Consider the following 13,329-nt stretch of genomic DNA (forward strand, 5'->3'; position numbering starts at 1 on the left):
TACTTTAACACAAAGAAAAAGTAGTGAGTACTCTCTCCCGTCGGAGATTTCTTCACTACTAATCTTAGTATGTTTTTAATGTTTCTCTTTTTCATTATCGTGGTTTGGAAAAAGGAAGCCCAGTCCTAGGCATGTTAGGATTCCTGCAACAATCAGGATACTGTTTGAGATAGGGAGCACGCCATAGATTGCATTAGCAATCATTAAACCAATCAAAGAACTCATGAGACTAGATTTATAATCTTTTTTGATAAGATTTTCTATTGCAAAGAAAGCAAAAAGAGCGACTGGAAAGAGTGGCCAAAGGGACACCTCCATTTTGGGGAAGCCGAGAATACTGTAAGTGATAACTGTTACTGCTGTACCGATTAATCCAATACCTATTACTTTAGTCATGTTTTTACCTCGTTTTCTTTGTCTGAAAGATATTTTGCTTTAACACCTACTAAGTTATCAAAAGGCTAGCTTGTGGACAATATTATTTGTCTATGTGGTTCATTCTAGAATCTATTCGGTCAAAAATGACAGTTTTGACCGAATCGGTAAAAGTCAAAAGATTTTATCACATGGTGAAATCTTTTGACAAAAGTCGTCTATAGAACAGCTCATCGTTCCAGCCTTAATTTTGTATGGCGTATCTCAAATAAAAGAGTAGTGGTGATAAAAGAACAAGTCCCTCAGACCATAGACTGGGGGACTTGTTTCTTTGATGTTGTTCATAAATAGTGATTAATTCTTAGAGAAGTGGGTTAATGTAAAAACGGTGGTCGTCAATTGGGATAATTTGAACAGGATTTTGGTAGAAATCAGCCAAGACTTCCGGTGTGATGATGTCATTTTTAGTCCCTTGAGCCACAATCTTTCCTTGGCGGAGCAGAAGGATGTGGTCCATATTTTCAGTGATTTCCTCTGCGTGGTGGGTGACATAAAGGACCAGTGGAGCATGAGGAAGTGAAGTGATACGATCAATCTGACGCAAGAGTTTTTCACGAGCAAAGAGGTCCAAGCCAACAGTCGCTTCGTCTAGGATAATGATGTCAGGATCTTCCATAAGGCTACGAGCAATCAAACAAATTTGTTTTTCCCCTTGAGACAGGCCGTGGTATTGGCGGCCAATCAGTTCCTCAGCTCCAAGTGATATCAGCATGTCCTTAGCTTCTTGTAATTCTTTGTCGCCGTATGCCTTATAGAGGATTGAACTCTTGTACTTACCGGTAAGTACGATCTTTTCAGCGGTCATATGCTTGGGCAGACGCTCGGTGATAAAGGAACTAACAATACCAATCTGTTTGCGGAGGCCTGTGATATCGCCATTACCAAAGCTATAGCCAAGGATCTCAGCTTGACCTTCACTTGGGAAAAAATCAGCGGTCAAAAGACGTAGGAGGGTGGATTTTCCAGCACCATTAAGACCTAGAATGGCCCAGGTTTGCCCTTTCTCCACTGTCCAGTTTAAGTTGGACAAGAGTGTTTTTCCTTGGCGAGTCAAACTGACATTTTCTAATCGTATAAGTGACATAAGTCTCTCCTTTGATGGTAAATTACTCTAATTATAGCATAAAATAAGGGCTTTTATTGGAAAACTGTGGTATAATGAAAGTCAGAATTTTTTTAGAGGAGAAGAAAAAAATGGAAGACTCTAGTGGTCAGTCCTTATTATTTCAATTTATTTTACTAGTCATTTTAACCCTGCTTACAGCCTTTTTCTCAGCGTCTGAGATGGCCCTAGTGTCACTCAATCGCTCTCGTGTCGAGCAAAAGGCAGAAGAGGGAGATAAGAAATTTATTCGCCTACTCAAGGTTCTTGAAAATCCCAATAACTTCTTATCAACTATTCAGGTTGGTATTACTTTTATCAGTCTTTTGCAAGGGGCCAGTCTCTCTGCTTCACTAGGAGCAGTTATAGCAACTTGGTTTGGTCACGTAGCCTGGGCTAAAACAGCTGGTAGCGTGGTATCTTTGGTAGTCTTGACCTACATTTCTATCGTTTTTGGTGAGCTTTATCCTAAGCGTATTGCCATGAACCTTAAGGAGAATCTGGCCATCTACTCAGCACCTGTCATTATCGTAACTGGTAAGATTGTCAGTCCTTTTGTATGGATTCTTTCGGCATCAACCAACCTTTTGTCTCGTTTGACACCTATGACTTTTGATGATGCAGATGAGCAGATGACACGTGACGAGATTGAGTACATGTTGACCAAGAGTGATGAAACACTTGAAGCTGAGGAAATCGAAATGCTTCAAGGTGTCTTCTCTCTTGATGAATTGATGGCGCGTGAAGTTATGGTTCCTCGTACAGATGCCTTCATGATTGATATTGAAGACAACACTCAGGAAAATATCCAAGCCATTCTTAAGCAAAGCTTCTCTCGTATCCCTGTCTACGAAGATGATAAGGATAAGATTATTGGTGTTATCCATACCAAAAACCTCCTTCAAGCAGGTTATGAGCTCGGTTTTGAGAATGTTAAGCTTCGTCGCATCATGAACGACCCCCTCTTTGTTCCAGAAACAATCTTTGTTAACGACCTTTTGACGGCATTTCGTAATACCAACAATCAAATGGCTATCTTGCTTGATGAATATGGCGGTGTGGCTGGTCTAGTGACCTTCGAGGATTTGTTGGAAGAAATCGTCGGCGAGATTGATGACGAAACAGATAAAGCTAGTGTAGAAGTTCGTGAAATTGGAGAAAATACCTATATTGTTGAGGGAGTTATGACCCTTAACGACTTCAATGAATACTTTGACACTGAACTTGAGAGTGATGATGTTGACACTATCGCAGGTTACTATTTGACTGGTGTAGGAGCTATCCCTACTCAAGAAGTCAAAGAACACTATGAAGTGATTAATAAAGATAAACACCTTGAATTCATCAATGACAAGGTTAAGGATGGTCGAGTAACCAAGCTGAAAGTCATCATCACAGAAGCTCCAGAGGAAGTAGAAGAATAGCATTAAGAGTATTTTGATTAGAAAACCCTAGAGCTATTAGAACAGAAAATGATAATTGAGCGTTCCATCTCTTTATGAGAGGGTGCTTTTTTCTTATCTTCTTTTTAAATTTTATTTAGCTAAATGATAAAATGAGAAAACTGCCTTAGATCATGATATTAAACCATTTTTACTTACTTGAGGAGAAACATCTTTATCAGACTTGTCATTTTTGTTTAAAGAATTTTAAACACATTTAGCTCTTTTGATAGGCTTAGAATAAAAAATGATAAGATTTTGATTAAAATAGTCTTTTATACCTTTTTTATGGTAAAATATAAATTAACTGACAAATGAAAAAAGGAGAATTTTAATGGCTTCTAAAAAATCTATTTATAGTGGATTGCTTTTCCTTACCCTAGGAGCTTTAGTACCAGTAACTTCTTTTGCGGATGATGGCATTGCTACAAATGATGCTTTGATCACGCAACCAACAGCAGAGCGTGGAACAACAGGCTCTTCTACAGCGCCAAGTGATGGCGATTTGGCTCGCAGTAATGATTCAAATACAGGAGCAACAACGCCAACTGCTCCTGCTGTCCCTGAAGTACCAGCGACGCCTGAGACTCCTACGACGCCAACAGCGCCAACGACTCCAGAAACGCCAGCAACACTAGCTCCAACAACTGAGTCGTCAGATAAACCTGCTGCAAAACCAGCTGATAAGCCTGATACAGCAGCACCAGCGGCTAATACTGAAACAAAAGAGAACCCTCAAACACCTGAGGTTCCTTCAGTGAATGTCAATGGACAACCTGTTGTGACTGTTACACCTGCAGCTCCAGTTGTGACAGCAGCTGGCCAAACAATTGTTTCTACACAAAATAGCCAAGTCGTTATTGCAAATACTGATGGTACAACAAGTGTCGTTGCTCCTGAAGCGGTAGGATTTAAGGTTAACACTGATGGAACATTGACAGGTAAAGATGCTAAAGGGAAAGAAGTAACCCTTCCTAAGACTGGTGAAGAATCAGCAACCTTCTTGACAATCGCAGGGACTTTCTTCCTTGCAGTAGCAGCCTTTTTGGGCTTCAAAAAACGTGCTTAACCTATAAAAAAAGACTGGATATCTTCTAGTTTTAGATTTAACATAAACTCTTATTTTGAGATTTTCCTGAGGTGATAATGGACGTAGTCGAACTTTCTCGAAGTTCCATGCCTCATTTTTAAGCTTTAAGTCTCAACATTATGAACGCTTGAAACTAAAAAGTTTCAGGCGTTTTTATCGTAGCGGAGAGTCTCAATTTATATTTTTTGTGCCTACACTAAAGACTTTACAGAAATGCTTATTTATGGGATATTTAGATGCGTTTATCTGTGTTCTAAGACTGGTTTATTTCCGATTTTTCTTTCTGGTATAGTATAGTTTACACCTTACTTGAGATGTATTATAGTATAACCTTTGCTTTAATTTGGGCAGATAAGAAGCATGTTTTTCGTAAAAAAGGTATAATGAGTTTATGTAAAAAGCGTTTTCAAGGAGGCTGCCATGGCAGAAATTGATTACAGTCAGGTGACTGGACTGGTTCATTCGACTGAAAGTTTTGGATCCGTAGATGGTCCGGGTATCCGTTTTATTGTTTTTATGCAAGGCTGTAAGATGCGTTGCCAATATTGCCATAACCCAGATACATGGGCTATGGAGTCAAATAAGGCTGTTGAGCGTACTGTCGAGGATGTCTTAGAAGAAGCTCTTCGTTTCCGTCATTTCTGGGGAGAGCAAGGTGGTATCACTGTATCCGGTGGTGAGGCCATGCTTCAGATTGAGTTTGTTACGGCTCTCTTTACAGAGGCTAAAAAGTTAGGCATTCACTGTACACTTGATACCTGTGGTTTTGCCTACCGTAATACTCCTGAGTATCATGAAGTCGTTGACAAACTCTTGGCTGTGACTGATTTGGTTCTGCTTGACATCAAAGAAATTGACCCAGAGCAACATAAGTTTGTAACTCGCCAACCTAATACGAATATCTTGGCCTTTGCAAAATATCTGTCTGATAAACAAGTGCCAGTCTGGATTCGTCACGTCTTGGTACCTGGATTGACTGACTTCGATGATCACTTGATTAAGCTGGGTGAATTTGTTAAAACCTTGAAGAATGTTGATAAGTTTGAGATTCTTCCTTATCATACTATGGGCGAATTCAAGTGGCGTGAGCTTGGTATTCCATATCCTTTGGAAGGGGTCAAACCACCAACTATGGACCGTGTTAAAAATGCTAAGGCCCTCATGCATACTGAAACCTATCAAGAATACAAGAACCGTGTTGGTGTCAAAACTTTGGACTAAAATGATAACTGTTTGAGATTTAGGATCAGCCTAAAACAGTTTTCCTAACGGTTTTAAATATTATGGAGTGCTTGAAACAGACTGTTTTAAGCATTTTTATCATAAGAAAAATTCTAGACCGATGTTCACTTTGCTTGTGAAATAAGTCCTTATTTCACGTTTTTTGCAGAAGTTCTTAGTCTATGACGTATTTAAAATTGTTTGTATCCATTCGACAAGCTCTTGACAAGAGCTTTTTAACTTTGCTATTATTTATGAAGTACTAAAAAGCAGGTAAATTATGTTTCGTATATTAAAAATTGATGATGATTTTGTCTATCTTAGTCATCCTGATGGGCGCTTAAAGAAAATAGATAAAGCCCTATTTGATTTTGCTATCAATTTGGGAGACCGTGTAGAAGTCTACCAAGATGGCGAATTGACCGTGGTTACTCCGGCAGAAGTCCAAACAGACTTGAGTCTTGACGGAGATAAGTCTGTTAAGTCTAATCTTTTGCAAGGTATTTTGGATCTTTTCCTTGAGACCCTTAATATCCACAATAATCACTTAGGTGATTTGAAGAAGATTTTCACGCAGTTGTTGATTACACTCTTCATGGCTTGGAGTTTGTTGGGAGTCATTATAGTAGAGATTCTACTTTTTGCAGAGTCTATTGTCGTCTTCCTTTGGAGACTTTTGGTTCGTCTTGTTAAGTTGATGCGTATCAAGGACAACACGAAGGTTTTGATTGATGAAACGCAAAAACGCCATGCTAAACGTGAGCGTCGAAGAGCTCAAAGACTTGAGCAAGAAAGACGACGTCAGGACGAACTGGAAGAACGTGAATACCAGCGTGAGACTGAGCGTCAAAAAGAATTGATGATTGTTGAAGCTAGCCTTAGTCAGGAAGCTGAGCATGCGAGCCTTTCAACTAGCCTTGCTTTAGAGCAAGCAGGTGTTTCAAGCCAATCTGCTAGTGAAGAGTCAAAAGAAAAAAGTCAAGCAAGTTCAGAGTCTGAAGAGGTATCTGAATCGGCTAAGTCTGAAAAATAGAATAAACAAAAGAACTGGGACAAAAGGGTCCCAGTTCTTTTTCGTATGAAAAAAAGCACCGTAGGTGCTTGTGAGAGGCGACTAAAGTGTTTTTTCTGAGTCACGAACAATGAGCAAGTCAACTTTCGCGTGACGGAGAATGTATTCAGAAGATGAACCGATAAGCAAGCGTTCGAAAGTATTAAGACCAGTTGCACCAACCATGATGAGGTCAACGTTTTCCTTTTCAGGAATGTCAACAGCCAAAAGACTCTTAGGATTACCGAACTCAATGACTTTACGAATCTTGGTTAATCCAGCTTCCTTGGCTTGACGTTCAAAATCGGCCAAAACAGCTTTAGCTTCGTCTTCTAGTTTTTCATAGATGTAAGAGTCGAAAGTCGCAACGCTTTGAAGGGCGCGTGTATCGATAACGTGTACTAAAAGTAACTGTGCATCGTTACGTTTTGCAACATGCACACCTTTGATAAAGGCTAGTTCGGATTCGTAAGAACCATCGATAGCTACCATAATACGTTCATATTGTTGAGACATAAGCTCTACCTCCTATCTTTAGCCCTATTATACTCTTTTAATTTAAAAAGTGAAAGCGTTATTATATGTTTTCTGAAATCTTTTTTTAAATCTTTACCTAAAAAGAGCCTTTTACGCAGTGAAGGGATTTTGATATTGTCCAAAATTGAAGATTACTTGAAAAAGAGGTATAATACAATCTGTTATTAGCTTCGTAAGAAACGTGATAATTGAGAAGAGAATGAATCTTCTTAACTGATGCCATGGGTTAAGCCTTAGATGGTGTCAATAAAAGTAGGGTTCCCCATCAGGTGTTGAATTTTTTATTTTCTACTAGATGTATCTACTTTTAGTATTTTTTGAAAGGATTAACTTATGAAAACATTTGATAAATCATCAAAGTTGGAACACGTTGCCTATGATATTCGTGGACCGGTTTTGGATGAGGCCAACCGCTTGATTGCTAACGGTGAAAAGATTCTTCGTCTTAATACGGGAAATCCTGCGGAATTTGGCTTTACAGCACCAGATGAAGTCATTCGTGACTTGATTATGAATGTTCGTAACAGTGAAGGGTATTCAGATAGTAAGGGGATTTTCTCAGCTCGTAAGGCTATTATGCAGTATTGCCAGCTTAAGGGCTTCCCAAATGTGGATATTGACGATATCTATATTGGTAACGGTGTTTCAGAGATGATTTCTATGTCTATGCAGGCCTTGCTTGATGATGGAGACGAAGTATTGGTGCCAATGCCAGATTATCCTCTTTGGACAGCCTGTGTCAGTCTAGCTGGCGGTAACGCTGTGCACTATGTCTGTGATGAAAAATCAAACTGGTATCCAGATATTGATGACATCAAGTCTAAGATTACTTCAAATACCAAGGCAATTGTCGTCATTAATCCGAATAATCCGACAGGTGCTCTTTACCCTAAAGATATTCTTGAACAGATTGTCGATATTGCACGCCAAAATGATTTGATTATCTTTGCGGATGAAATTTATGACCGCCTGGTGATGGATGGTAAGAAGCACACTGCTATTGCTAGTCTTGCACCAGACGTTTTCTGTGTCTCTATGAACGGTCTTTCTAAGTCACACCGTATCTGTGGTTTCCGTGTGGGATGGATGGTTCTTTCTGGACCAAAGAGAAATGTCAAAGGCTATATTGAAGGTCTTAACATGCTGGCTAACATGCGTCTTTGTGCCAACGTGCTTTCTCAACACGTTATCCAAACCTCACTTGGGGGCTACCAGTCTGTAGATGAGCTCTTGATTCCTGGTGGTCGCATCTATGAACAACGTGAATTCATCACGAATACCGTTAATGCTATTCCAGGGCTTACAGCTGTGAAGCCAGATGCAGGGCTTTATATCTTCCCTAAAATTGATCGTAATATGTATGATATTGACGATGATGAAGAGTTCTGCCTTCGTCTCTTGAAGAAGGAGAAGGTTCTCTTGGTTCCGGGTAAAGGCTTTAACTGGAATGAACCAGACCACTTCCGTATCGTTTACCTTCCTCGTGTGGAAGAGTTGGCTGATCTGGGAAATAAAATTGAACGTGTCTTGTCATATTACAAGCGCTAATATGTCAACAACTGGGCAAAAGGATTTGTCCAGTTTTCTTGATGCTTAAAAAGCAGACGTTTCAGCTAAAATCCGAACATTTTAGCTGAAAAAGACATAATTGACTTAATATAATGAATAGTAGAATAATAAATAATTTTCAGACAATTGTTTGCAATTTATAGGTTAAGTGTGCTATAATGATAGGGCTAGTGGGTCTTGACGGATATGTTTGGTACAGGACCTGAGATTATTAAGATTACAAATAGAAAGTGAAGACAATAAATATGGCAAATTTGCTGGCTAAAACTCGTAAAATTACATCTATCTTGCAACGCTCAGTAGATAGCTTGGAAGGAGATCTTCCATACAATAACATGGCTGCTCAGTTGGCAGACATCATCGATTGTAACGCTGCTATCGTTAATGGTGGTGGGGCCCTCCTTGGTTATGCCATGAAATACAAAACCAATAACGATCGTGTAGAAGAGTTTTTTGAAGCCAAACAACTCCCAGAAGAATACACACGTGGTATCAGTCGTGTCTATGACACTCAAGAAAATATTGGTATTGATAGTGACTTGACTATTTTCCCAGTGGAATCAAAGGATGACTTTCCAGATGGTTTGACGACTATTGCGCCTATTTATGGTGGTGGTATGCGTCTTGGATCTTTCATCATCTGGCGTAATGATCATGACTTTGTGGATGAAGATCTTATCTTGGTTGAGATTGCCTCTACAGTAGTTGGTTTGCAATTGTTGAACCTTCAAACAGAAAACTTGGAAGAAACCATTCGTAAACAAACAGCTATTAACATGGCTATTAATACCTTGTCTTACTCAGAAATCAAGGCGGTTTCAGCTATCTTGAATGAGTTGGACGGTTTGGAAGGTCGTTTGACAGCTTCTGTTATCGCTGACCGTATTGGTATCACCCGTTCAGTTATCGTTAATGCCCTTCGTAAGTTGGAATCAGCTGGTATTATTGAAAGCCGTTCACTTGGTATGAAAGGGACTTACCTTAAAGTTCTTAACGAAGGTATTTACGACAAATTGAAAGAATACGAATAAGAAAAATTTTGACATAAAAGTGAGGTAGGTGGTAACTGCCCCACTTTTTTAAAAAGGAGAAAGTAACATGACAAAAGCATTGATTTCAATTGATTACTCTTATGACTTTGTAGCGGATGACGGGAAGTTGACGGCTGGAAAGCCAGCTCAGGCCATTGAAGACCGCATTGCTCAGGTGACACAGGAAGCCTATGATAATGGAGATTATATCTTTGTCGCTATGGACCGACATGATGAAGGGGATACCTTCCATCCTGAAACCAAGCTCTTTCCACCTCACAATATTGCAGGGACATCTGGACGAGAACTTTATGGCAAGTTAGCTGAAGTATATGATGCCATCAAGGATGATAATCGTGTCTTTTGGATGGACAAGCGACATTATTCAGCCTTTTCGGGAACGGATTTAGATATTCGTTTGCGTGAACGTCGTGTGACAACAGTCGTTTTGACGGGAGTTTTAACAGATATTTGCGTGCTACATACGGCTATTGATGCTTATAATCTAGGTTATGATATCGAGGTTGTAGCAAGTGCAACAGCATCCTTGACGCCTGAAGCACATGATTTTGCGATTGGGCATTTTAAAAATGTTCTTGGAGCAACAATTGTAGAGTAAGATTGAGTTCTTACTCTTTTTTTGATAATCCCTCTCTATCAACTAATTAAGAATATGAATTAGTCAAGCGGCTGTATTCGTGTTAGACTAAAGGTATTGGTTCATCTGAGAGGAGAAAAATGATGAAAATAAAACGATTATTAGGTTTTGTAGCTATTGCTGTTGCTTCTGTAGGTATTTTGGCAGCTTGTGGTAAGGATGCTGCTAAGGATAAGACAGTGGTTCGAGTAGGGACCATGGCTAAGAGTGAGTCTGAACAAGCACGCTGGGATAAGGTTGAAGAAATCTTGAAAAAAGAGGGAGTTACGCTTAAATTCAGCGAGTTTACGGACTATTCTCAACCAAACGTAGCCCTTAATAATGGTGACATTGATATTAATGCTTTCCAACACTACAATTTCCTGGATAACTGGAATGCGGATCATAAGACTGACTTGGTACCAATTGCTGAGACTTATTTCACAGCCTTCCGTGTTTATTCTGGAACAGAGGGTGGTAAGAACAAGTATAAGGATATTAAAGAATTGCCAGAAGGTGCTACGATTGCCATTCCAAATGATGCCGTTAATGAAAGTCGTGCCCTTAATCTCTTGCAGTCTGCTGGCTTGATTAAGCTTAGTGTAGGTGCAAATGACAAGGCTAAGTTGACTGATGTTAGTGAAAATAGCAAGAATTTAAATATCAGAGAAGTTGATGCTGCTCAGACAGCTGCTAACCTTGATTCTGTTGATGCAGCTATTATTAATAATGACTTCGTTACAGAGGCTGGTATTGATCCTAAGACAGCTATCTACGTAGAACCTGCTAGTAAAAATACTAAGCAATGGTACAATCTACTTGTAGCTCAAAAAGGTTGGGAAAAATCAGATAAGGCTGATGCTATCAAGAAAGTTATCAAGGCTTATCATACTGACGAAGTCAAAGAGGTCATCAAGAAATCATCTCAAGGTTTGGATGAACCAGTTTGGTAAGAGAGGACGCTATGGAAAGAGCTATTTTTGCCGGAGGGTGCTTCTGGTGCATGGTGCAACCTTTTGAGGAGCAAGAAGGTATTCTATCTGTTCGCTCTGGTTATACTGGAGGACATGTGCCAAATCCAACTTACGAGGAGGTTTGTCGTAAAACGACTGGCCACACCGAGGCTGTGGAGATTATCTTTGACCCAGAAATCATTTCTTTTGCTGATTTAGTCGAAATTTATTGGGCACAGACCGATCCGACAGATGCTTTTGGACAATTTGAGGATCGTGGTGATAACTACCGTCCTGTGATTTATTATTTTGATGAGCGTCAAAAGGAAATTGCTGAACAATCTAAGGCTAATCTTCAGGCCTCAGGACGTTTTGACCGTCCAATCGTGACAAAGATTGAACCTGCGGAGACTTTCTACGAAGCCGAAGCTTACCATCAGGGATTTTATAAGACTAATCCCGAACGTTATGCGCAAAGTAGCGCTATTCGTCACCAATTTTTAGAAGACAATTGGAAATGAGTCATCATCGAGAGTAGGAAGTTATCCTATTCTCGATTTTTTGTTGTGAACTATAGGAAAACGATTGCAAAGTATTGTATACTATTACTAAATAAAGTTGACATACAGAAGAGGTAGAAGGATGACTAAAAAATTAACATTTCCTGACGGATTTTTGTGGGGTGGAGCGACGGCAGCCAACCAATGTGAGGGTGCCTATGATGCCGATGGGCGTGGCTTAGCCAATGTTGATGTGGTGCCGATTGGTAAGGACCGCCTGTCCATTATCACGGGTCATCGTAAGATGTTTGATTTTGAGGACGGGTATTTTTATCCTGCCAAGGAAAGTATTGATATGTACCACCGTTACAAGGAAGATATTGCTCTCTTTGGTGAAATGGGCTTTAAGACCTACCGTCTCTCTATTGCTTGGTCACGTATTTTTCCTAAGGGGGATGAGGCTGAGCCAAATGAAGCTGGTCTTGCCTTTTACGAGGACCTCTTCAAGGAATGTCACAAGCATGGTATTGAACCCTTAGTGACCATCACACACTTTGATTGTCCCATGCACTTGATTACCGAGTATGGGGGATGGCGTAATCGTAAGATGCTTGGTTTCTATGAAAATCTTTGTCGTACCCTTTTCACACGTTATAAAGGTTTGGTTAAGTACTGGCTCACTTTTAATGAAATAAATATGATTCTCCATGCCCCATTTATGGGAGCAGGACTCTGCTTTGAAGAGGGTGAGAATGAGGAGCAGGTGAAATACCAGGCGGCCCACCATGAGTTGGTAGCTTCAGCTATGGCGACGAAATTGGCTCACGAGATTGACCCTGACAATAAGGTTGGTTGTATGTTGGCAGCTGGTCAGTATTATCCAAATACAGCCCACCCACGTGACTACTGGGCAGCCATGCAAGAAGACCGCAGTAGCTATTTCTTTATTGATGTTCAGGCTCGTGGAGAGTATCCAAATTATGCTAAGAAACAGTGGGAACGTGATGGTATTGAGATTGAAATGACGGAAGAAGACTTGGCCCTTCTTAAAGAGCATACTGTTGATTTCATTTCCTTCTCTTACTATGCTAGTCGTGTGGCTTCAGGTGATCCAAAAGTTAATGAAAAGACTGCGGGAAATATTTTTGCCTCTATTAAAAATCCTTATTTGGAAGCTTCAGAATGGGGCTGGCAAATTGACCCACTAGGTCTTCGGATTACCCTCAATGCTATCTGGGATCGTTACCAAAAACCAATGTTTATCGTTGAAAATGGTCTTGGAGCTGTGGATAGGCCAGATGAAAACGGCTATGTTGAGGACGATTATCGTATCAATTACTTGGCAGCCCACATTAAGGCCATGCGTGATGCTATCAATGAAGATGGTGTAGTGCTCTGGGGCTACACAACATGGGGCTGTATTGACCTCGTTTCTGCCGGAACGGGTGAAATGAAGAAACGTTATGGTTTCATCTATGTGGACCGTGATAATGATGGGAATGGTAGCCTTAAACGCTCTAAGAAGAAATCCTTTAACTGGTATAAGGAAGTTATCGCAAGTAACGGTGCCTCTGTAGAATAGAATTTTTGACTATTTATCAAAGCTGTCTCCTATTCAAGCGATGTTTGGTCTTTGAGTCATGTAATTATCTGGGTTCAATGTTGAGAACCTAGATTAATGATTTTAATGTCTCTTAAATTAAGAAGACTTTGTCTTCTATCTAACTCAGCCGTTAGGCTGATTTTTTAAAGTATAGAAAT

Annotated in this window: 13 protein-coding genes; 10 read left to right on the plus strand and 3 right to left on the minus strand. The window is 40.0% G+C overall.

All coding sequences use genetic code 11. The annotated features are described in order from the left end of the window. Positions 1-75 precede the first annotated feature (75 nt). Entirely contained in the window at positions 76-396 is a 321-nt protein-coding gene (locus QRD39_RS08480; protein WP_008535437.1) for a hypothetical protein, read from the minus strand. Between the two features lie 340 nt (positions 397-736). Next, positions 737-1,519: an ABC transporter ATP-binding protein gene (locus QRD39_RS08485; RefSeq protein WP_008535435.1), complete on the minus strand. Its 783-nt coding sequence runs from the start codon at positions 1,517-1,519 to the stop codon at positions 737-739. Positions 1,520-1,629: 110 nt separating this feature from the next. Between QRD39_RS08485 and QRD39_RS08490 the strand changes: the two genes are divergently transcribed. From QRD39_RS08490 to QRD39_RS08505, 4 genes are all read left to right on the plus strand, one after another. Beyond that, positions 1,630-2,961 carry a hemolysin family protein gene (locus QRD39_RS08490; protein WP_008535434.1) on the plus strand — a complete coding sequence of 444 codons (1,332 nt, stop codon included), beginning with the start codon at positions 1,630-1,632 and terminating at the stop codon, positions 2,959-2,961. Positions 2,962-3,313: 352 nt separating this feature from the next. Continuing rightward, on the plus strand, positions 3,314-4,048 hold the full coding sequence (locus QRD39_RS08495) for an LPXTG cell wall anchor domain-containing protein (protein ID WP_037612156.1): 735 nt from the start codon (positions 3,314-3,316) through the stop codon (positions 4,046-4,048). A gap of 441 nt (positions 4,049-4,489) precedes the next feature. Then, positions 4,490-5,290 (plus strand): pyruvate formate-lyase-activating protein, encoded by an 801-nt coding sequence (pflA, locus tag QRD39_RS08500; protein ID WP_060933866.1) that lies wholly within the window; start codon positions 4,490-4,492, stop codon positions 5,288-5,290. 280 nt (positions 5,291-5,570) lie between these two features. Next, positions 5,571-6,323: a hypothetical protein gene (locus tag QRD39_RS08505; protein WP_285956224.1), complete on the plus strand. Its 753-nt coding sequence runs from the start codon at positions 5,571-5,573 to the stop codon at positions 6,321-6,323. Between the two features lie 81 nt (positions 6,324-6,404). Here the strand turns inward: QRD39_RS08505 and QRD39_RS08510 are convergent, their stop codons facing one another. Further along, positions 6,405-6,857, minus strand: coding sequence for a universal stress protein (locus tag QRD39_RS08510; protein ID WP_002887404.1), 453 nt, complete (start codon positions 6,855-6,857; stop codon positions 6,405-6,407). A 354-nt stretch (positions 6,858-7,211) separates the two neighbouring features. Here QRD39_RS08510 and QRD39_RS08515 point away from each other — a divergent pair, with 354 nt between their 5' ends. From QRD39_RS08515 to QRD39_RS08540, 6 genes are all read left to right on the plus strand, one after another. Next, on the plus strand, positions 7,212-8,426 hold the full coding sequence (locus QRD39_RS08515) for a pyridoxal phosphate-dependent aminotransferase (RefSeq protein WP_008535427.1): 1,215 nt from the start codon (positions 7,212-7,214) through the stop codon (positions 8,424-8,426). 266 nt (positions 8,427-8,692) lie between these two features. Further along, complete coding sequence (gene codY / locus QRD39_RS08520; RefSeq protein WP_002887402.1) at positions 8,693-9,478, plus strand: GTP-sensing pleiotropic transcriptional regulator CodY; 786 nt, start codon at positions 8,693-8,695, stop codon at positions 9,476-9,478. A gap of 67 nt (positions 9,479-9,545) precedes the next feature. Continuing rightward, positions 9,546-10,097 (plus strand): cysteine hydrolase family protein, encoded by a 552-nt coding sequence (locus tag QRD39_RS08525; RefSeq protein ID WP_070437872.1) that lies wholly within the window; start codon positions 9,546-9,548, stop codon positions 10,095-10,097. Positions 10,098-10,219: 122 nt separating this feature from the next. Continuing rightward, a complete protein-coding gene (locus QRD39_RS08530; RefSeq protein WP_037612152.1) occupies positions 10,220-11,068 on the plus strand; it encodes a MetQ/NlpA family ABC transporter substrate-binding protein in 849 nt (282 codons plus the stop codon). Between the two features lie 11 nt (positions 11,069-11,079). Beyond that, positions 11,080-11,589 (plus strand): peptide-methionine (S)-S-oxide reductase MsrA, encoded by a 510-nt coding sequence (msrA, locus tag QRD39_RS08535; protein WP_285956225.1) that lies wholly within the window; start codon positions 11,080-11,082, stop codon positions 11,587-11,589. A gap of 121 nt (positions 11,590-11,710) precedes the next feature. Then, positions 11,711-13,150 carry a 6-phospho-beta-glucosidase gene (locus tag QRD39_RS08540; RefSeq protein WP_285956226.1) on the plus strand — a complete coding sequence of 480 codons (1,440 nt, stop codon included), beginning with the start codon at positions 11,711-11,713 and terminating at the stop codon, positions 13,148-13,150. The last annotated feature ends 179 nt before the right edge of the window (positions 13,151-13,329 follow it).

Source organism: Streptococcus raffinosi, assembly GCF_030284685.1.
Taxonomy (GTDB): Bacteria; Bacillota; Bacilli; order Lactobacillales; family Streptococcaceae; genus Streptococcus; species Streptococcus raffinosi.